Source organism: Pseudomonas sp. 43mfcvi1.1, assembly GCF_900115935.1.
GTDB lineage: Bacteria > Pseudomonadota > Gammaproteobacteria > Pseudomonadales > Pseudomonadaceae > Aquipseudomonas > Aquipseudomonas bijieensis.
This window is the reverse complement of record NZ_UETT01000001.1, coordinates 544,993-565,405: the sequence shown is the minus strand read 5'-3', so window position 1 is coordinate 565,405 and position 20,413 is coordinate 544,993. Positions and strand designations below refer to the sequence as shown.

Sequence of the window (20,413 nt, the reverse complement as noted above, 5' to 3'; positions counted from 1 at the left end):
ACCAAAGGGCACGAAGAGACTCTGAGCAGTGCCCCTTTGGAACCGAAGCGGAGTAACGACACGGAAAAACACCCGAGGCCAACGCTTCCCGGTGCCCCAGGTTTGTCAGCCTGACTAGAGAGTTCAAAAGAACATTTATTCGATGATGAACCCACTGAATTTCGCCAGACGCTTCAAACGCCGTTCGTGGCTGTTGCTGCCGACGCTGCTTGTGACCTGTGGCCTGGTGCTGTCGCTGGAATCGAGCGTCAGTCGCGCCCAGCCAGTCGATGGCATCCAGACCCTGGTGTTCCTGCGCCACGCCGAGAAACCCGCCGGAGGCCTGGGCCAGCTCAACTGCCAGGGCCTTAACCGCGCCATCGACCTGGCGACCCTGCTGCCAGAAAAATTCGGCAAGGCCGACTACGTGTTCGCAGCCAACCCTACCCGCAATGTCGAAGAGGGTGAGCTGGACAATTCCTATAGCTATATTCGCCCGCTGATGACCATCAGCCCCAGTGCCATCAAGCTCGGGTTGCCGGTGAACATCAATTTTTCGGCCAACGATACCGGCGACCTGGCGGACGAATTGCTGCATGACAAGTACCACAACTCGACCATCTATACCGCTTGGTCCCATGGCTACTTGCCGGAGCTGATCAACAAGGTTGCCGGCGAGGCCGTGGGCAAGAAGCAGACCATTACCGATGACTGGGCATCCGGCGATTATGATTCGCTGTATGTGCTGACCCTGACCTGGCACAACGGCAAGGCCAGCCTCACCAGCCAGAGCTACAAGCAAGGCTTGGACAACGGCCAGGAAGCCTGCCCGACTTGACCAAAAAGGCCCCCTGTGGGAGCGAGCCTGCTCGCGATAGCGTTGGCCCCATTGGCATTGATGTGACTGATGCACCGCTATCGCGAGCAGGCTCGCTCCCACCGGGTTAGTATTTTCCAATCATGAGCCCGAACTTGCGAGTTCACCCTCCCCGAACCGCCCGCTCACGCAGATACTCCAACACCGCCGCCTGCTCCCCCGAGAACTCGATCCGCCGCCCCTTCTTTTCCCGCTGGAACGCGTACATCGGGTCGTAATACTCACGCAACAAGCCTTCGATCCAACCGCGATGCAAGTCGACGGCGCCGCTGCTGGCCTGCTCGGCCAGGGCGGTTTCCAAGATGTTCATCAAGCGCCGGTGACGGTCGCCGCCCAGGCGTTTGTGGATATTGTCCAGACTTGCCAGCAACCGCTCGGAAAACAGCGAAAAACCTTCGTCGCCATGCACGGCGACAAACTCCGCACACAGATCGACCACGTAATCGCGCAGGATCCGCTCCACCCGGTGCTCGAGGCTGTCTTCCAGCCAGACCATCGGAACCTCCTGCATACGCTGGTACAAGGACAGCGGCAAGGCGCAACTGCCGACTGCACGGCTCTCATCTTCAAGGATAAATTGTTCGATGCCGGCGGCGCGCTTTTTCAGCACATCCACCGCCAGGCGGTTTTCAAAATCGATGTTGGAAGGCTGGCCGGTGGCGCGTTTGCCGAAGCTCGAACCACGGTGGTTGGCATGCCCTTCCAGATCCAGGCTGTTGCCCAACTGACCCAGCACTTCAGTCTTGCCGGTGCCGGTCATGCCGCCCAGTAGCACCAGGTCGCACTGGCTCACCGCCTGCTCGACAGTCTCCAGCAGGAACGTACGCATGGCCTTGTAGCCACCACCGACCCTGGGGTAGTCAATGCCCGCTTCGTCCTTGAGCCACTGCTGGACGATCTGCGAACGCAAGCCTCCGCGAAAGCAATACAGCACACCGTCGGGATGGGCCTTGGCGAACTCGGCCCAGGCCTGGATGCGCTGGGCCTTGGTTTCACCGGATACCAGTTGGTGCCCCAGGACAATGGCGGCCTGCTGTCCCTGTTGTTTGTAGCAGGTACCGACGCGTTGCCGTTCGCTGTCGGTCATCAACGGCAAATTGACCACACCGGGGAAGGCGCCCTTGATGAATTCGACCGGGGCACGGGTGTCCATCATCGGTCGGTCATTGAGGAAGATGTCGCGGTAATCGGTGATGTCATGGCCCATCAAGACACCTCGACCGCGTAGGTCTGTCGCTCGACCAGTTCGCCGATGGGCTCCAGGGCCAGGCCCAGTTCAGCGGCAACCCGCAGGAATTCGCCCTCGCCTTCGGCGGTGACCGCAATCAACAGGCCGCCACTGGTCTGCGGATCGCACAGCACGCGCTTGTGCAGTTCCTGGACCCGACCGACCTTGCTGGCATAGCTGTCGTAGTTGCGCAACGTACCGCCCGGCACACACCCCAGGTCGAGGTAGTACTCGACACCCGGCAGACGCGGCACTGCGTCATAGCGGATGCGCGCGGTCAGTTGGCTGCCGTCAGCCATTTCCACCAAGTGCCCAAGCAGGCCGAAACCGGTGACGTCGGTCATCGCCGTCACACCGTCGAGCTTGCCGAAGCGGCTGCCGGGTTTGTTGAGGGTGCACATCCAGTCACGGGCCAGGCCAACATCGGCGGCGCGCAGCTTGCCCTTCTTTTCCGCCGTGGTCAGGATGCCGATGCCCAGGGGCTTGGTCAGGTACAGGCGGCAACCGGCGATAGCCGTGTCGTTGCGTTTCATGTGGCGCTTTTGCACCAGCCCTGTGACCGCCAGGCCGAAAATCGGCTCAGGCGCGTCGATCGAATGTCCGCCAGCCAGGGGGATACCCGCCTCGTCGCACACTGAACGACCACCGCGAATCACTTCCCGGGCAATTTCCGGGGCCAATACATTGACTGGCCAACCGAGGATCGCGATAGCCATCAGCGGGTCACCGCCCATGGCGTAGATGTCGCTGATGGCATTGGTGGCGGCGATGCGACCGAAATCGAACGGGTCATCGACAATCGGCATGAAGAAATCGGTGGTCGAGACCACGCCGCGTTCCTCGTCGATGGCGTATACCGCAGCATCGTCCCGGGAGGCGTTGCCGACCCACAGCTTGGGATCAAGGTTTTGCGCACCGCTGCCGGCCAGGATCACTTCCAGCACCTGGGGCGAAATCTTGCAGCCGCAACCGGCGCCGTGGCTGTACTGGGTCAGGCGAATCGGCTCGCTCATGGGCATACCTCGTGTCAGTCAATTGGAACGAGTCTACCAGCAACGCCGACGGTCCTGTGTCGCTGCACGACAGTGCCCCCTTACGCCCTGCCACCTTTTGGTGCCCCTTCAAGGAACCGGGTAACAGGTCGTGCACGACGCCTGACCATAAGGACAGGAAAAATGTCCTAAATACATGTTTTTCAAGCCAGTACGAAAAACTGGTACAGGATGTGCAAACGTTTGCGAAATCACTCGCAACGCCGAAGCGAGTCGCGTTTTTTCAATCACGGAACCCGGGTTTCGACCCGCACGAACAAGGACTTTCCATGGACTTCAATCCTCGGTGTCACGCCGCGCCCGGCGTATTCGCAGCCGCTGTGCTACTGACCGCCGTTACCGGATTACTCAGCACCACCAGCCAGGCCCAGACGAGCGAAGCATCCGCCCAAGGTGAGGCGCTCAGCCCTGAAGCCACTTCCTCGAAAAAAGGTGTCTACCTGTCCGACTGGTACAACCAGGATCTGACGATCATCGGCAGCAAGGACATCAGCTTCGGCCCGCAACCCGTTGATGACATCTATCTGGAATACGAATATTTCGGACGCAAGGGGCCGTTCGAGCTGTATGGCTATATCGACATCCCAAAGATCTTCGACATCGGCAACAGCCACGACAAAGGCGTGTGGGATCACGGCTCGCCGGTGTTCATGGAGCATGAACCGCGTATTTCCATCGACTACATGACTGGCCGCAGCCTGGCCATCGGGCCATTCAAGGAGTGGTATGTGGCGTTCGACTGGATCTACGATCACGGCAGCAATAGCGCCAATCGCGCGAACACCTTGTACAGCGGCCTGGGCACCGACATCGATACCCATTCGCGGGTCAACCTGTCGGCCAACTTCTACGGGCGTTATCAATGGGAAAACTATGGCGCCAGCAATGAATATTCCTGGGATGGCTATCGCGCCCAACTCAAATACATCGTGCCGATCAGCCAGTTCAGCAACGGCGCCTCGCTGACGTACATCGGCTTCACCAACTTCGATTTCGGTTCAGACCTGCACAAGGACAACCCGGCCCGCACCGCCAACGCCACAGTCGCCACCAACGTCTTGCTGTATTCCTTCACGCACCTGCGCTTCACCCTGGTGGGCCGTTACTTTCACAACGGCGGCAACTGGCAGGACGGCAGTGAGCTTAACTTTGGCGACGGTAACTTCCGCGCCCGTTCCGATGGGTGGGGATACTACGCGGGTGTCGGCTATCAATTCTGAGCCCCTGCTCGCCCCTTTCTAATCCATGGAGGTAACGATTCATGACCAATCGCCTGCTTGCTTCAATCGGTTTGGCCCTGTTCTGCTCGACCGCCGGGGCCACACCGCCGCTTCAACCCAAAGTCATGCTGATCACGATGTTCGCTCCCGAGGCGCAGAACTGGATCGAACGCCTGCAGCTCAAGAATGAGATCCGTATACCAGGGCTGTCCGCCGAGTATCCAACGATCCGCTGCAATGCCGAGCGGGTTTGCCTGCTGATCACCGGCATGGGCCAGACCAACGCCGCGGCCTCGACACTGGCCCTGGCGCTCTCGCCAACCGTCGACCTGCGCAAAAGCTATTTCCTGGTAGCCGGGATCGCCGGGATCAACCCGCACCATGGCACCCTCGGGACGACTGCCTGGGCCCATTACCTGGTGGAATTCGGCACCCAATGGGAGCTTGATTCGCGCGATGTACCCAAGGATTGGCCCACCGGCTACCTGGGCATCAACACCAAGGGGCCGAATGAAAAGCCGCCGCTGGACTACAAGACCGAAGTCTTCGAACTCAACCCGGCCCTGCAAGCCAAGGCATTTGCCCTCAGCCAGAAAGTGGCCCTGACTGAAAGCAAGGAGTCAGCCGCCTGGCGTTTGAAATATCCGTATGCACCGGCCAACCAGCCACCGGTGGTGACCCGCTGCGACACCCTGGCCGGCAACACCTGGTTCTCCGGTACGCGCCTGAGCGAACGCGCCGAGGTCTGGACCCGCCTGCTCACGGATAACAAAGGCGTCTACTGCACCACCCAACAGGAGGACAACTCCACCTACGAGGCCTTGCTGCGAGCCAGTCGTGAAGGTCGGGTCGATATCAACCGGCTGGCCGTACTGCGGGCCGGGTCCGACTTCGATCGTCCCGAACCCGGCGGCAACGAAGTGGACAACCTGCTCAAATACGCTGACCAGGGCGCGTTCGTTCCTGCACTGGAAAACCTCTTCCGCACCGGCAACCCGGTGGTGCAGGACATCGTGAAAAACTGGTCGGTGTGGGAAAACGGTGTGCCTGCTTTGTGATCTGTCGAAGCTCACACCACAGGACATGTGCAGGGGTGGTGAGCTAGTTTCCATAGCTCACCCGATGGAATTTTCCATTCCAGGCAGGATCACTTGAACATCCACCGAGCGTCCCCAGGAGACCGCCGATGCACATGCCCCTTGCTGCCGACAGCACTCACTTCTATTACGGCCTGGACGCGCTACTTGGGCACCAGACCCAAAATGCCACTTGCCAGTTCGACGTCAAACGCTTCGACGACGCCGAACCGCCATGGTTCGTACTGCACGTACACCCACCGATGCCGGACGACCTGGATAAAGCCCAGATCGTAGTATTCAGCGCCGAAGGCCGGCAAACCAGTGGCATCGTCCGAAGCACCGAGCGCCTGGACGATGGCAGCCTGCGACTGAATGTCGAAAGCAACTGAGCCCTTCAGGCCTGCTGCACACTGCTGCGATACATGAACACCAGCGCCAAGGCCAGGCAGGCCATGGCCAGGATCCGGCTACCGGACAACCCGATGGCCGGGTTGCCCAGCCAGCCGAAGTTGTCGATCAACATACCCATGCCCAATTGCCCGACGATCACCGCCACCGTCGCCACGCCCGTCCCGACCCGCGGCACCGCACCGACCATCACCATCATGTAGACGACGCCGAACAACGCACCGCTGAGCTGCCATTTCGGCACATCCAGCAAGGTGACCGCGTGGGCCGGTTCGAAAAATACGATCAGCAACCCGGTGACCACAGCGCCCACAGCAAAGGTCAGCAGGCTGCTGCGCAGCACACCGACCGTCTGGCCCAGGCGGCCGTTGATAGCCGCCTGGACACTCAGCACCGCACCCGCAGCGACCACCACCAGCAATAAAATGAACAGACTCATATTCAACCTCGGGCAATCAGGATAAGGGCTACGACTATCAGTGCCAACGCCAGCCAACGTTCGCCGTTGACCCGTTTGCGGCTCGCACCGAACCAGCCGAAATGGTCGATCAAGACACTTTTTCCCACCTGGCCGGAAAGGATCGCGACCATGGTCATGGCGATACCGATGTGGGGCGTGGCGAGCGTCAGCACCACCACGTAGATGGGCCCCAGGAAACCGCCGATCAGTTGCCAGCGTGGCAGTTCATTCAGGGCCGGGCCTTGTTGCCGACCGCTGAGCAGTAATAGCAGGAAGAGAATCGCCGAGCCGACGCCAAAGATGCTCAGGGTGGCCCACAAATGCCCGACCTGGCTCCCAAGCGGCCCCAGCAGGCCGGCCTCTACCGACAAGCCCATACCGGCCAGGATCACCACGGGCAACAATAGCCAGCGCAAGAACGACCGTGGTTGGGCAGCCGTCACCGGACCGGCTTCGTTCAATGAGGAAACCTGCATGCTCAGAACCTGTTTGGAAAAGGAAGGCCGGCATTATCGGCTGGTGTCCCTGTGCGATAAATGGGAGTATCCCGACAACACTTTTGCGTAATACGCACAGGACCGCCACCCCATGCACGGCCTCAATGAACTCGGCTTCAAGGCGCTTCGCTTGTTTGTCGCGGTGCTCGATCACGGCAGTTTCTCGGAGGTGGCCCGGCGCGAAGGCTTGGCTCCGTCATCGATTTCCCGGCAGATCCAACTGATGGAGCAGGCCCTGAACCAGCAATTGCTTTACAGGCACACCCGCGCCGTGTCCCCCACCGAAGCCGGCCGCCTACTGGGGCATCATGCGCGGCTGCTACTGGTGCAATTGGAGGAAGCCGAACAAGCCTTGCAGGAACAGCACAGCGAGCCCTCCGGACTGGTGCGGATCAACGCCCCGGTGGTATTCGGCCAGCGCCACCTGACACCGTGGCTGGGCCAGTTGTGCGAACGCTACCCAAAGCTGCAATTGGAGATCCAGCAGACCGACAGTTACGTCGACCCACTGCAGGAAGGCGCCGACCTGCTGTTTCGGATCGGCCCGCTGCATGATTCAGGCATGCAGGCGCGGGTCGTCGCCCCCCATCGTTTTCAGATCGCGGCCAGCCCCGCCTACCTGGCTCGCCACGGCGTGCCGCTCAAACCCCAGGATCTGGCGGCCCATCAATGCCTGGCCTACAAAGGCGTGACCGGCCAGCAGCGCTGGTTCTTCCGCCGCCCGGGCCAGGCCTGGACGCCCTACAGCGTCAAGGGCCCGATCACCGGCAACCACGCCGACACCTTGACCCAGGCCGCCGAACAAGGCCTGGGGTTGGTGATGTTTCCGTCCTGGCTGATCGGCGAAGCGTTGCGCAATGGCAGGCTGGTCCCGGTACTGGAGGATTACCAGGCCTCCAACAGCCTCGAACCCCAGCAGATCGCCATTCTCTGGCCGGGCAGCCGACGCCTGTCAGTGAAGGTGCGCACGGTCATCGATTTTTTCCTGGAGTGTTTTGGCGAAGTGCCCTATTGGGATCGCTGAGCGCACTGTGAGGCTCAGTCGAACTTGACCAGGTTCAGCACCGGCAGAGGGCCGCCCGGGAACTGGGTCAAGCGTGCGCCTACACTCAGGGGCCCCAGGTCCACGGCGAAGAATCCCAAGCGCTCGATCAACTGCGCGACCTCATCGCGTGCCTGCACGTCGTCACCGCTCAGGAACAGCACCCGCTTGCCGCCTTCGGACGTCGGATCTGCCTCCAGCAGGCGCGCCAGCAAGTGATTGAAGGCCTTGACCACCCGCGCGCCCGGCACCCACTCACTGAACACCTCGGTGGAAGCCCGGCCCTGCAGATCAACCGCCTCGAACTCCGGGACTTTGATTGCATTGTTGGCATCGATCACGATGCGCCCGGCAAAGTCCGGCAAACCACTCAACGCCTCCGGCAGCCTCGACCAGTTAACGGCCACCAACACCATCGGCTGGGCCGCGGCTTGCTGCACGGTGCCGGCACGCACGGTGGGCCCCAGATCGGCGACCAGCCCGGCCAGGCTGTCCGGGCCACGGCTGTTGGCAATCACCACGTTGATGTTCTGGCGGGCCAGGGCGCGGGCGAAAGCACTGCCAATGGCGCCGGCGCCGATGATGCCGATGGTTTCGATACTCATGTCGTCTGTCCTCAAAGGTTGGGATAAGCCTGGCGGTGATGTCCGCCGTTGGGGTGCATATTGCTCTTGTCATTCCCGCCTGATTAGCCGGTAATAGCTTGAATCATTTTCAAGCATTGCTATCAGGCAGAACGCCATGGAAACCCTCGCCAACCTTGAATGCTTCGCCCGCAGTGCCGAGACGGGGAGTTTTTCCGCTGCCGCCAGATTGCTGGGCCTGACGCCTGCCGCCGTCAGCCGCAACGTAGCGATGCTCGAGCGCAACCTGGGCGTGCGCCTGTTCCAGCGCTCGACCCGAAAATTGTCCCTGACCGAAAACGGCGAACACTTCCTGGCCAGTATCGGCGCTCACCTCGAAGCCTTGCAGACGGCCATCGGCGCCGTGACCACGGAACGGGGTGAACCGGCCGGGGTATTGCGAGTGAGCCTGTCACCGAGTTTCGGCATCGGGCATGTGTTGCCGCTGATGCCGCAATTCCTGGCTCGCTATCCGCTGATCCGGCCACAATGGCATTTCGAAAACCGCCGGGTAGACCTGATCGCCGAAGGCTTCGACGCGGCGATTGGCGGCGGCTTCGAACTGACGCCCGGCGTCGTCTCGCGCACCTTGGCCCCGGCCCATCTGATCGCGGTGGCAAGTCCTGCCTACCTGGTTACACACCCCCGGCCCGCGCATCCAGAAGACCTGGCCCACTTCGATAACATCGTGCTGCGCTCGAGCCTGACCGGTCGCGTGCGCCAGGCCGTGATGCGCAACGCTGCCGGGCTTGAATCGGCGCTGCGGCTGCCCGAATCCATCGTCCTCAACGACCCCGTCGCCATGCGCGAAGCCACCCTGCTGGGCCTGGGTATCTCACTGTTGACGGTGCCGGACGTGCTGCCCTGGCTGGAACGGGGCGAATTGGTGCGGTTGCTGCCGGACTGGTACATGGACCTTGGCGCAATCTCCTTGTATTACCCCAGCCGCACATTGATGCCCGCCAAGACCCGGGGCTTTATTGACTTCATCACCGAACATTTCGAACGCGAAGGGCTGGCCAAGCGTTTCTGCGCGCTGGAATCCAGTGCAGCGCCCATGGGATGATCGGCCTCCGAGCACGACCATCCGTGGAGCGTTTCAATGTCATTGCTGAGTAAACAAGCCACCGCCCTGTTGCTGGCGGCCATCGCCAGCCTGGTCGTGGTACCTGCCCATGCCGCCCCGGCCAAAACCGCTGGCGATGCACCGGCACAGAAGGTTTCGATGCTGGGTGGCAAGCTTAACTTCACCCTGCCCAAGGGTTTCACGGCGACGCCGCTGCCCGCCGGTGAACTGACCCAGGGCACGGCCGGGGCAACGGGCACGATGTACAGCAATGCCGCCAGCAGAACCGTTGTGATCACCGCTGAAAACACCATCGTCAACGGCGCGAATGTGAAGGACAACGACAATGCCTTTCTCGATACCACCTTCGCCGACTTCGCCGTTCAGAAAACCAAGGCCCTGCCGGACGCCAAGATCCTCGGCGAAAAAAGCCTGACCCAGAAAGGCACCGGCCTGGGTCTGCGCCAGCTCGATACCAGCGCCACCCAGGGCGGCGGGCCAACCCTGGACACCACGTTGATAGGCGCCTCCGGCACGCGCATGGCGGTGGTGCAGATCATCTCCCGGGCCAGCGACAAGACCGGTCATGAAGCGTTGGTGAAACAGATCGCCAGTGGTCAGTGACGGGCACCGCATAGCCCTCAATCGCGAGCAAGCTCGCTCCCACAGGGATTTACAGCGGGTCAGGGGTTGAGTCGCTCCAGCCAGGCTCGCAGGTCCTGCACCTCCTGCGCACTGATGCTGTGGCCCAGGCCCAGGTAGGCATGGAATTCCGGTTCCAGCGCCAGGGTCTTCAGGAATGTGTTGGCCTCGGTGCCATCGTGGTAGGGAATGATCGGGTCTGCCGTGCCATGGCCGATGAATATCGCCAGTGCCCGTCGCGACTCGTCGGGGGTCAGTTCCGCCCGCAGCACCGACAGGACACGCCCGCCCATCGCGGCAATGCCGTCGACAGCTTCGGGGTGTCGCAGGGCCACCTCGTAGCTCATCATCGCCCCCTGGCTGAACCCCACCAGGTAGACCTTACTCGCGTCGGTCGAATATTTGGCCCGGGCCTTGTCGATGAAATCCAGCAGCACCTGGCCGCTGGCCTTCAGGTCCGAGGCGTCACCGTCATAGGCGCCCTCGCCCTTTTTGGCGAACCACTGGTAACGGTCCTGCTCCATGCTCTTCGGCGCCCGCACCGAGAGGTAGTTGTAATCCCGGGGCAGTTCGTCCTTGAGTTCGAACAGGTCCTGTTCGTTGCTGCCGGAGCCGTGCAGGAAGATCACCAGCGGGCGGTTACCGGCTTGCCCATCGACTTGGGCCAGGTAGTTGAGCGGCAAGTCCGTGTGCAGCGAGGGTTGGGCCTGCAACCCGGACGAGACCAGCAACAGAAACAGGGTGAGCGCTTTAAACATCAATCTTCCTCCATCGTTCGATAGCCGCACAGCAGACACGGTGCCGGCGGTAGACAGCGGTTATCAGTGGTTGCTCAATTCGATCCGACACTGCGCTATGATCAGCGGCGACCATCGACAAGCGAGTCAGAAAAAGTGCGTCCATTACCACGGATTGGTGTTGGCCTCAGGGCCCCTCATTATCAAGCGTTCCTGGAGGGCCATCCCGCCGTCGACTGGCTTGAGGTTCATACGGAGAACTACTTGGGGCCTGGCGGCAAGGACCTGCATGTTCTGCGATGCCTGGCGCAAAGATATCCCATCAGCCTACATGGCGTCGGACTGGGCATCGGCTCGGTCCATGGTTTTTCCAGCGCCCATGTCGAACGCATACGACGCCTGGCTGCGGACGTAAATCCGTTCCTGGTATCCGAGCATTTGAGTTGGGGGGCGATTGAAGGACGATGCCTCAACGACCTGCTGCCGCTACCCCTGGTTGAAGCTTCGCTGGACCTGGTCTGTGACCGGGTCGACCAGGTCCAGGATACGTTGGGCCAACAGTTGTTGCTCGAAAACATCTCCACCAGCTTGCGCTACCACGGCGATACCCTGGGCGAAACCCAGTTCCTCGCCGAAGTGGTGGCACGCACCGGAAGTGCAGTGCTACTCGACCTCAATAACCTCCACGTCAATCAGTACAACCATGGTGAATGCGCACTCGCCGCCCTGGAGGCTCTGGATAAATCGGCTGTTCGCGAATTTCATCTGGCGGGCCATAGCCAGGAAGAGGACCTGTTGATCGACGATCATGGCAGCGCGGTGGCGGAACCGGTCTGGGCACTGTATCGCAATGCCTTGCGCCGGTTTGGCCCGGTACCGGTACTGGTTGAATGGGACACACGCCTGCCGCCGCTGGGCGAGTTGTTCGATCAGGTCGAGATCGCTCGGACGATTGCCCGGGAGGTGTTGCATGACACGTGAAGAGTTGGCCGCGCTGCAGATCAGCTTTACCCAGGCGCTGGATAGTTCATCATCGCCCTCTGTCCTGCCACAAGGATGGTTGGAGACGGCAAGCGCTGGGGACCGGCGACGCTTCGCACGCTATCGCAGCGGGCTGTGGCGGCATCAGGAGCAGTCGTTGGCCTTGACCTATCCCGTCATCAAGGCGCTGGTGGGCGATCATTTTTTTCGCTCGCTCGCCTATGACTATGGGCGGCGCTATCCGTCGCGACATCCAGACCTGGGCATGTTCGGCGAGCGCCTGCCGACTTTCCTCGATCAATATCCTTCCGTAGCGCCCTACCCATATTTTGCGGCGGTGGCCTCATTGGAATGGGCCCTCCACCTTGCCTCTCATGCCCGAAAAGCCACGGCACTCGATCCTCGGTCACTGGCCACAATGAGCAGCGCCGAGCTGGATATCCAACGATTCACCTTGTCGCCGGGCTGTGGACTGCTGCCCTGCGAATGGCCGGTGGTCAAGATATGGGCCGCCCATCGCCAGCAGAACCAGCCTCTACCGTCGGTGAACCGCCACGCCTGCACCGCTCTCGTCTATCGAAACGGCTGGAGCGTCGAAGCACGCGAGGTCGAGCCCTGGGAAGCCGCGGCGCTGGAGCGCTTGGCGCAGGGCACGACCCTGGGCGAAGCGTTGATCGCCGCCCAGGAGCGTTACAGCGCGCTGGGTCAGCCCCAACTGGTCGATAGCGCTACCCTGGTCACCCGCTGGTTGAATGATGGCCTGCTGACTGCCGTTCCCTGAGCCCTGCCAAAACACCTGTATCGGGCAATTCTGTCTCCGTGGTCGCGTACTGCTGGGGCCGAACCCCCATTGTAGACAGCCGGCGACATCCTGTTACATCTTGAATCATTTTATAAGCTTATATCGATTAGAAATATTCTGGTCGTGGGCTACAAATAGAAAGCACCTTGCAAACTCCCCAGCAATAGATTCGATTTCGCGGTGAAGATACGACGGGCACATAGCACTTTCGATAGACAACGAGTGCTGTGTAACCTGACAGGAACGGATTCCGAACAAGTCGCCAGACGCGGCCTGTACCAAAAGGGAGCGGTAAATGTATCCAAACAGTTACTTGAGCGAATCAACTCCGCGCACACGGCGTCCTCTTATCGCTGTTTGCCCCTCGACCTTCATGACTCCCTGCATACGAAGTTCCGGCACGACTTGCTGGTCAAGTTCGCTTGTCGCGGGCACCGTTAAAAACCCATTTAAAAATCAAATAATCCGCTGAACGCCTGATACATGTTTACAGACTGACTGTAATACGGTCCGTTCGTGTGTGCGAAAGACTCATAAAAATTAATGACTGTATAAAACCTTGACCGGGAACTTGCGTGATGAATCTAAAGGATATTCTGGTAGCCACCGCGTTGGCCTCCATCAGCAGTGCTTCGCTGGCCGATGTGGCAACTGATAAAACAGCAGAGACCGAGGTTTGCTACGGCGTAGCCAAGGCAGGTCATAACGATTGCTCCGACAGCAGTTGCCTGCACGACTGCTCGGAAATGAGCAAGGTCGACAACGATCCACTTGAGTGGGTCGCTGTACCCAAAGGCACCTGCACGCAGATGGGCGGCGTCGTCAAAGCCCAGCCAGATGCCTGCCCGTTCGACGAGCCCGCTGTCGCTGCGACCGTTGACGTTGGCGCCGGGGAACGGCTCTTCAACGCCGGCGATCATGCCCGCGGCATCGTAGCCTGCTCTTCCTGCCACGGCACGGCTGGCGCCTCTGAAAACGCCGAGTACCCAAAACTGGCAGGTCAGTTTGCCAAGTATGTGGAGACACAACTGCGAGCCTTCCGTGATGCCTCGCGTCCATCTCCTGTGATGGTGACCGTGGCCAAGTCCCTCAGCGACCAGGACATCGCCAACGTGGCGCAATATCTGGTCCAGTCTTCGGGCACGGCGCAGCCTCAACCGGGGGTTGTCGCGTCCTCCACAGCACTCATTCATCAAGAAGTGAAATCGGGCAGCGTGCCTAACTGAATTCACCGTGCTCCTATATACATTTCATTAACCGCTTCAGGCGCCGATAGAGCAGCGTAGAACAATACGCGCTCAACAATAGCGCTTGGCCTGGTTATGCTCGGGACAAAAAACTGCAATTAAAAAATTTGCAGTACGTACACTTTCGCCTTTGAAAAGTACTGAATAAATAAATAAACCAGCACCTTGATTTAAGATAAATATTAAGTATTGTCAGTCTATGGACGCAGCCATCTGAAAGGGACGACACCAAATGTCAAGTAACATTGTGGATTATGACTTTGCTGACATTCCATTAAAGTCATTGATTGCCCATTCTTCTCAGGGCCAACGTCTGAAACCATTACTGTCGCTGCGATATGCCTTTCGAAGTGATGAATTCTGGCGCGACCTGGATCATTGGAAAGGCATTGATGCCCAGTTGTTTCTGAATCATCTGTGGCAAGAAAAAAATGCCATTACCAGCGTTGGTGCACTGGGTGCATTGATCAAGAACAGAATCAGTGCCGCGTTCCTGAGAGACCTTGAAGAAGGTCATCAGATGGCTCCGATGTCTATCCGGCTGACGCCCTATATCCTCTCGCTGATTGACTGGGACAACCCTTACCTGGACCCGTTGCGGCGCCAGTTCCTGCCCCTGGCCTCGGAGATATCCATCGATCATCCCATGGTGAAGCTCGACCCCATGGGCGAGCAGGATGATTCACCGGCCCCGGGGCTGACCCACCGCTACCCGGACCGCGTGTTGTTCCTGGCGACCAATGTCTGTCCGGTCTACTGCCGGTATTGCACCCGCAGCTATGCGGTGGGGCTGGACACCGATGCGGTGACCAAGAAGAAGATCAACGCCCCCGGCGAGCGCTGGGAGCCTGCCCTGCGCTACATAGAAGCCAATTGCAGTGTCGAGGACGTAGTGATCTCGGGCGGCGATGCCTATCGACTCAAGGCCCGGCAGATCACCGAGATCGGTGAACGACTGCTGGACGTTCCCCATGTACGACGCATGCGTTTCGCCACCAAGGGGTTGGCGGTACTGCCGATGAAGATCCAGAGCGATCACGACTGGACCGATGCCATTTCGCGCTTGTCGGACCGGGCGAGGAAGATGCACAAGTCCATTGCGATACACACTCATTTCAACCATCCGAACGAAATAACGGCGATCACCGCCAAGGCCTTGGAAATGCTCTATGAGCGTGGCGTCGAGGTCAGGAACCAGGCCGTCATCCTCAAAGGCGTCAATGACAACCCGCAGACCATGCACCGTTTGAACGAATGCCTTGCCTACCTGAACGTGCGTCCCTACTACTGTTTTCAAGGGGACATGATTCGTGGTGTCGAGGCACTCAGAACCAGCCTTTGCGATTCGATCGCCCTGGAAAAATCCACCCGTGGCCTGATTGCCGGGCATAACACGCCGCATTTCATCGTGGATCTGCCCGGCGGTGGCGGCAAGCGCGATATCCATAGCTACGACTACTACGACCAATACCTGGGTATCGCCGCCTATCGCGCGCCGGCCGTAAAGGAGGACAAGGTTTTTCTTTACTGCGACCCGCTCCATACCCTGACCGCAGACGCCCAAGCCCTCTGGATGAATCCGGCGACGCGGACACAGTTGCTCGAAGATGTACTGAAATCCGTCAAATAAGTGTTCAACCACCGTGAATGGAAGCATAGAAATGAGCGAAACCAACAAGATTGACTGGGTCCACCATACGTCCTACGTCCACGCCATTGAGCAATCCAAATCGACTGGCAAGCCGATACTGATTTATTTCCATAGCCAGTCCTGTAATGGCTGTAATCGCTTGGTGGACAGCGTTTTCAACGACCCCCAGCTTATCGGTGCGGTCAATGAGTCAACGATTCCGGTGTGGGTTGAAGTAGAGAACTCCCAACCCGATCCACGCATCTCCGAGTTGGTCGGGAGCCACATCTTCATCATGTCGCCGGTTCTCCAACTCATATCCAGCGACGGTGACATCTACCATAAATTCCTCGGTGCTCCGCTCCATACCCGACTCGACCTGGGGTACTGCCGTGTGCATCACGACGTCGAGGGTGATATCGATGCCAGCGAAACCGTTTCCCAACTCTCGGTAGGCCTGGCCAAGCAGGCCATGGCCAGCTTCAACTATTCCATCGCCGAATCGAAATTGCGAAAGGCGCTGAACGCCAGCAGTACGGCCAGCGTGGCGGTGCGGGAAGCGGCGTATTGGCTGCCTATCGTGCAGGCCCGTGGACAATACCCTGAAGACAGCTTGTCCGAAGATGGCATCGCGCAGACAGCCATTGCCCGCGAAGTGCGTCGCTTCTGCAATACGCTGATTCAGGTGCCGGACCATGAACTGATGGCCGACTGGCCGGGCGTCCAGGGCGAAGGCGGCTGGGCCCATTACACTGACTGCCTGCGTGAGTTGTGCCTGGGCATCTACCAGATGCTGCTGGATGTCGCGACCGAAACGGCGCACAAGCGCGCGGCACAAGGCCGCGGATTGACCCGTGCGCAAATGATCATCCGGGACTGGCAGATTTCCTTCCGAGACCTGCAAGCCAGCCTCATCGGTCTCAAGGGGTCCGAATACGATCAGCAGCACCTGCATCAGAATTACACCCTCGGCAAGCAGCGGACAATTCGCAACAACATCGTCCACTGCGTCATGGCCGAGTTCTGGGCGCACTCCCCTGCTATCCGTTCTACCCTGGAAGCCAGCCGGACGGGCATCCGCCACTCCCAGGACGTCAGCCCGGCGTTGCTCAACTGGAAGATACATGGCCCGGCCCCCTACAACTTCGGCAGCATCCAGTCGTTGCTGACCCTCTGGGAAAAACGCCACCAACAGCTGGTGGAGGAGTTCTCCGGGATCACCGACGCCGAACTCGACGCCTCGCTGAACTGGTGGGAAGACTCGCCTGTCTCTGTGAAATTCCGTCTTTGCCGACTGGGTTGGCACTTCCACGATCATGCCGCGGTCGTCGAAACCATTTGCCAGCGAATCGGCCATGAACGATCGGAAACCGAACTGCTCGCCAAGCTCCTGTTCAACGCACTGGGTCGCGCCGAGGGTGAAATGGTGGGCCTGTCGCGAGACGAGCAGCAAGCGCTTTTCGCCAGCGCCGCCAGCCAACTGAAAACCCGCAGCGATGAGCTTGCCCGCGTCTACGAGGGCTACCTCTACAAGCGGGAAAACGCCTCCTACGCCACGTCGAATACTCAGCCAGTAGCCGCGGCCGTGTAATGAAAAAATGCGGCGCGCAATGCGCGCCGCTTCAAGGATGGAATGCGTGATGAATATTCTGCAGCAGATGTTTGGCGACCAAACCGAGGTGTTCCTCGACACGTGCTGGCCCAAGCGCTCATACGTCGCCGACGGTGCAATGAGCCGCTTTACGCAATTGTCGGCCCTGGAAGAATTCCAGGACATTCGAAAGCTGTTCAATGCGCTGCCTGGGCCCGTCGACCTGCTCTTTGCAGGTGGCAAGCGTATTACCGTGGCCAGGTCCGCCGATGCCCTCGCTCCGTACAACGATGGCGCCGCGATGGTCTATATAAAGGATCTGGAAGCGCTCCCGGCGATATCCCTGGCCTGCGATGAACTGGCGAAGATACTCGACATCCCAAGGCACTATGTCAGCTGCGAGGCGTTCGCGGCCAACCATGGCGTGGAAGTGGCGACGCACTTCGATCATGAAACCAACTTCATGATCCAGATCAAGGGCGAGAAGACCTGGAGGTTCGCCGAAAACACTTCGCTACCAGATCCCATCTATCCATTTTTCCCGAATAACCCGAACCGCTTCTACCAGGAAGGTACGCATCCCTACACCGGCGCCAAATTGCCGCTGACGATGCCCGAAGGCCACGAGGAGAGGCTGGTCAAGCCCGGCACCACGACGTTCATGCCCCGAGGTTATTGGCATGCCACGGTGGCCCACGAAGAGTCCTTTTCCATCGGTTTCGTGATCAACCCGCCGACTGTTGCCGACATCATTACCTATGCACTGCTGGACCGTTTGCATGGGGACGAACGACTCAGGGCTCACCCGCTCGATACGCTGTCGGAGTCTGCACTCCAGCGCATCCTGGGCGATATACAGAGCGGCCTGGACGAAGTCGCGAAGTTGTCCAGGACATTGCCGGCAGAAGCGCTGCTCCAACGCTACAAGCAATCGAGGAAAGGGAACATTCGCACACTTACCTCCCTATGACCGCTTTCTTGATTGGAATCCGTACCATGCGCACTGCACAAGCTCTGTTTGTGGGGATCACGGCGTTGATGCTTGTCAACGTGATCGATGGGCTCAAGGAGGTGTATTTCGGGATCCTGCTGCAACGCCTCGACAGTGTCATAGCGACATTCGTGTTATTCGCCGTCGCCTGGCCTGTGTTCTTTCTCGGCTACATGGCCCGGAAACGCTCGACGCCTGCCCTGCTTTCGAATCCGGAAAAAAAGGCCTCCATCCGACGTTGCCTGCTGATGTTGAACGTCAGCTCCGCCGCACTCTGGATCTCCTTTCTGCTGGCATTGAAATGGGTGGAGCCGGCCATCGTCAGTGCGCTGGTGGGCGGGGTCGGGATAATTTCGACGCTCGTGCTGAACAAGCTGTTGCGTCCGACCGCGATCATGATCCGGGCCGACTATATAGCCGCCCTTGTCATCGCACTGGCCAGCGTCTACCTGGGGTGGGTCTCGGTGGACGGACGCACCGCCGTCAGGGATGAGTTCGACAGCGACCAGGTGCTGCTGGGCTACCTGATGATGCTCGTGTGCGGTGTCGCAATGGCATTGACCAGCATTCTCTCGAAGGTCGTCGCGGATCACGGGGCGTCGAGTCACTATCTCTATGCCCATCGGTTCTATCTCTTGCTGGCGGTTACCGGCATCTACACCTCTTTGAACCTGAGCGAGATCGCCGCCGTCATCGATCATCTCGACGCCTTGGTCCTGCTGGCGTTCGTCGGCGTGATCCTGCCCTTGTTATTGCTGCAGGAAGGGATAAAGCGCTGCGAACCCGTCACCACGGAAGCCATCCTGGCGGCCGCTCCCTTGTTCACCATCATTTTTCAAACCGTTGATTCGAGACTGGCCTTTTCAGTGTTCAGTTTCGCGGGAGTGGCCCTGATCTGCCTGGCCGCAACCTACAACGGCTATTGCCACCTTAGTCGCCTTTCAGTCGAAGGAGTTAGAACATGAAATACGCGGTGATCGTCGATGCCTACTCGACCGGGGCAAGCCTTGCGGACGAACTCAAGTTGTATGGAATAACCTGCATCCATGTGCAGACATCCGCCGAAATTCTCGAATATGACGTGGACAGCTACAGGCCAGAGGATTTCCAGCAGCGGTTTGTCGCGACGCAAGATCTCAAGGCGCTGACGGACAAATTGGCTGAATTCGAACCGGCGTTCATCATTCCCGGATGCGAGTCCGGCGTTGAGCTGGCCGACCAGCTCAGCGAGTTGATGGGCACGCCTGGCAACGGCACGGCGCTGTCAGCCTGCCGCCGGGATAAATGGCACATGGCCAAGCGGCTGCATCAGATGGATATCCCGGCGGCACGGGTCGCCTTGATTCATCAGATGAGTGAGGTCGAGGCCGCGATCGAGACGATCGACGGCTGGCCGGTGGTCATTAAGCCGGTCAACAGCGCCGGGGCGGACGGTATTCATTTCTGCTACGAGATGGTGCAGGTGCGTCACGCGGTGGACAAGGAGCTGGGCCGACTCAACGAAATGGGGCTCATCAACGACACGCTGCTGGCGATGGAATACCTGGCTGGCCAGCAGTACCTGGTACAGGCTGTTTCCCGCGACGGTGAACATTTCGTCTTCGAGATCTGGCGCGACAATCGCAAGCCCGTTCCAGGCGCCGGGGTGGTCAACGATCGTGAGGTGCTGATCGACCTGCTCTCGGAAGAAGCGGCTCCCATCATCGCTTATGTTCACCAGTGCCTGGATGCATTCGGCGTCAACATCGGCCCCTCGTTCCTGGAAGTAATGGTGACGGCCAACGGACCGATGCTGATCGAGTGGGCAGCCCGGATGATGGGGACCCAGGAGCTCAGCGCGATGACTCGCGTGCGCGGCGTCAACGCCGTCAATCTCTGCGCGGCCTGCTATGCCGATCCCGAGGTGTTCTATTCGATGCAGGATAAAGTCAACCGATCGAACGCGACGTGTGAAGTCATCGGGATGATCAACAGCGTCGCCGGCCAGGTGATCCATCGCCGTTGGCTCGATGAACTGAGCGCCAGGCCAAGTTTCTTCAAGATGATCAGGGCCCCTGAAATTGGCGACAGCGTCGCGCCTACCATCGGCATCTCGACGAACTACGGCTTTATCTATCTGGTTCACGAAGACCCTGCGGTTACCTATGCCGATTACCTGTGGATCCGGGAAAAGGAGGCCGAGGCCACCGGCTTTTTCGACGTGCAACTCAGCCAGGAAGCTGTCGCGCAAGCCTGCTGACTTTGATCGGGATGGAGCGGAC

The 20,413-nt window shown here is 59.6% G+C and carries 21 protein-coding genes; 15 read left to right on the top strand and 6 right to left on the bottom strand.

What is annotated here, in order from left to right; all coding sequences use genetic code 11:
* The first annotated feature begins 142 nt into the window (after positions 1 to 142).
* Positions 143 to 817 (top strand): histidine phosphatase family protein, encoded by a 675-nt coding sequence (locus DTP52_RS02640; protein ID WP_109751713.1) that lies wholly within the window; start codon positions 143 to 145, stop codon positions 815 to 817.
* Positions 818 to 959: 142 nt separating this feature from the next.
* On the opposite strand, the gene mnmH is transcribed toward DTP52_RS02640, so the two are convergent.
* A complete protein-coding gene (gene mnmH / locus DTP52_RS02635; protein ID WP_109751712.1) occupies positions 960 to 2,063 on the bottom strand; it encodes a tRNA 2-selenouridine(34) synthase MnmH in 1,104 nt (367 codons plus the stop codon).
* Entirely contained in the window at positions 2,063 to 3,097 is a 1,035-nt protein-coding gene (gene selD / locus DTP52_RS02630) for a selenide, water dikinase SelD (protein ID WP_109751711.1), read from the bottom strand. Before selD ends, mnmH begins: the two co-directional genes overlap by 1 nt.
* A 308-nt stretch (positions 3,098 to 3,405) precedes the next feature.
* Here selD and DTP52_RS02625 point away from each other — a divergent pair, with 308 nt between their 5' ends.
* The 3 genes from DTP52_RS02625 (at position 3,406) to DTP52_RS02615 (ending at position 5,824) form a co-directional block, all read left to right on the top strand.
* On the top strand, positions 3,406 to 4,356 hold the full coding sequence (locus DTP52_RS02625; protein ID WP_109751710.1) for a nucleoside-specific channel-forming protein Tsx: 951 nt from the start codon (positions 3,406 to 3,408) through the stop codon (positions 4,354 to 4,356).
* 41 nt (positions 4,357 to 4,397) lie between these two features.
* On the top strand, positions 4,398 to 5,414 hold the full coding sequence (locus tag DTP52_RS02620; protein WP_109751709.1) for a purine nucleoside permease: 1,017 nt from the start codon (positions 4,398 to 4,400) through the stop codon (positions 5,412 to 5,414).
* A gap of 128 nt (positions 5,415 to 5,542) precedes the next feature.
* Positions 5,543 to 5,824: a hypothetical protein gene (locus DTP52_RS02615; protein ID WP_109751708.1), complete on the top strand. Its 282-nt coding sequence runs from the start codon at positions 5,543 to 5,545 to the stop codon at positions 5,822 to 5,824.
* A 5-nt stretch (positions 5,825 to 5,829) separates the two neighbouring features.
* Here DTP52_RS02615 and DTP52_RS02610 read toward each other — a convergent pair whose 3' ends face one another.
* Both DTP52_RS02610 and DTP52_RS02605 read right to left on the bottom strand, forming a co-directional pair.
* Positions 5,830 to 6,282, bottom strand: a complete 453-nt coding sequence (locus DTP52_RS02610; RefSeq protein WP_109751707.1) for a DMT family transporter — start codon at positions 6,280 to 6,282, stop codon at positions 5,830 to 5,832.
* Between the two features lie 2 nt (positions 6,283 to 6,284).
* Positions 6,285 to 6,779, bottom strand: coding sequence for a DMT family transporter (locus tag DTP52_RS02605; RefSeq protein WP_109751706.1), 495 nt, complete (start codon positions 6,777 to 6,779; stop codon positions 6,285 to 6,287).
* Between the two features lie 112 nt (positions 6,780 to 6,891).
* Between DTP52_RS02605 and DTP52_RS02600 the strand changes: the two genes are divergently transcribed.
* The gene (locus DTP52_RS02600; protein WP_109751705.1) at positions 6,892 to 7,824 is read left to right on the top strand and encodes a LysR family transcriptional regulator; all 933 of its coding nucleotides are present in this window, start codon (positions 6,892 to 6,894) and stop codon (positions 7,822 to 7,824) included.
* Positions 7,825 to 7,838: 14 nt separating this feature from the next.
* Here DTP52_RS02600 and DTP52_RS02595 read toward each other — a convergent pair whose 3' ends face one another.
* Positions 7,839 to 8,441, bottom strand: a complete 603-nt coding sequence (locus DTP52_RS02595; protein ID WP_109751843.1) for an NADPH-dependent F420 reductase — start codon at positions 8,439 to 8,441, stop codon at positions 7,839 to 7,841.
* A gap of 142 nt (positions 8,442 to 8,583) precedes the next feature.
* Here DTP52_RS02595 and DTP52_RS02590 point away from each other — a divergent pair, with 142 nt between their 5' ends.
* Both DTP52_RS02590 and DTP52_RS02585 read left to right on the top strand, forming a co-directional pair.
* Positions 8,584 to 9,531: a LysR family transcriptional regulator gene (locus DTP52_RS02590; RefSeq protein ID WP_109751704.1), complete on the top strand. Its 948-nt coding sequence runs from the start codon at positions 8,584 to 8,586 to the stop codon at positions 9,529 to 9,531.
* 36 nt (positions 9,532 to 9,567) lie between these two features.
* Entirely contained in the window at positions 9,568 to 10,155 is a 588-nt protein-coding gene (locus DTP52_RS02585; protein WP_109751703.1) for a hypothetical protein, read from the top strand.
* 59 nt (positions 10,156 to 10,214) lie between these two features.
* Here DTP52_RS02585 and DTP52_RS02580 read toward each other — a convergent pair whose 3' ends face one another.
* Entirely contained in the window at positions 10,215 to 10,931 is a 717-nt protein-coding gene (locus tag DTP52_RS02580; RefSeq protein ID WP_109751702.1) for an alpha/beta hydrolase, read from the bottom strand.
* Between the two features lie 135 nt (positions 10,932 to 11,066).
* Here DTP52_RS02580 and DTP52_RS02575 point away from each other — a divergent pair, with 135 nt between their 5' ends.
* The 8 genes from DTP52_RS02575 (at position 11,067) to DTP52_RS02540 (ending at position 20,391) form a co-directional block, all read left to right on the top strand.
* Complete coding sequence (locus DTP52_RS02575) at positions 11,067 to 11,891, top strand: DUF692 domain-containing protein (protein ID WP_109751701.1); 825 nt, start codon at positions 11,067 to 11,069, stop codon at positions 11,889 to 11,891.
* Positions 11,881 to 12,672: a DNA-binding domain-containing protein gene (locus tag DTP52_RS02570; RefSeq protein ID WP_109751700.1), complete on the top strand. Its 792-nt coding sequence runs from the start codon at positions 11,881 to 11,883 to the stop codon at positions 12,670 to 12,672. The genes DTP52_RS02575 and DTP52_RS02570 overlap by 11 nt, the downstream gene beginning before the upstream one ends.
* Before the next feature lie 599 nt (positions 12,673 to 13,271).
* Positions 13,272 to 13,919 (top strand): DUF2282 domain-containing protein, encoded by a 648-nt coding sequence (locus DTP52_RS02565; protein WP_109751699.1) that lies wholly within the window; start codon positions 13,272 to 13,274, stop codon positions 13,917 to 13,919.
* A gap of 253 nt (positions 13,920 to 14,172) precedes the next feature.
* Complete coding sequence (locus tag DTP52_RS02560) at positions 14,173 to 15,570, top strand: KamA family radical SAM protein (protein WP_109751698.1); 1,398 nt, start codon at positions 14,173 to 14,175, stop codon at positions 15,568 to 15,570.
* A gap of 31 nt (positions 15,571 to 15,601) precedes the next feature.
* Positions 15,602 to 17,161, top strand: coding sequence for a thioredoxin family protein (locus tag DTP52_RS02555; protein WP_109751697.1), 1,560 nt, complete (start codon positions 15,602 to 15,604; stop codon positions 17,159 to 17,161).
* Positions 17,162 to 17,210: 49 nt separating this feature from the next.
* Positions 17,211 to 18,131, top strand: coding sequence for a JmjC domain-containing protein (locus tag DTP52_RS02550; RefSeq protein WP_158285161.1), 921 nt, complete (start codon positions 17,211 to 17,213; stop codon positions 18,129 to 18,131).
* Positions 18,132 to 18,157: 26 nt separating this feature from the next.
* Positions 18,158 to 19,117 carry a hypothetical protein gene (locus tag DTP52_RS02545; protein WP_146206832.1) on the top strand — a complete coding sequence of 320 codons (960 nt, stop codon included), beginning with the start codon at positions 18,158 to 18,160 and terminating at the stop codon, positions 19,115 to 19,117.
* The gene (locus DTP52_RS02540; RefSeq protein ID WP_109751694.1) at positions 19,114 to 20,391 is read left to right on the top strand and encodes an ATP-grasp domain-containing protein; all 1,278 of its coding nucleotides are present in this window, start codon (positions 19,114 to 19,116) and stop codon (positions 20,389 to 20,391) included. Before DTP52_RS02545 ends, DTP52_RS02540 begins: the two co-directional genes overlap by 4 nt.
* Positions 20,392 to 20,413: the final 22 nt, after the last annotated feature.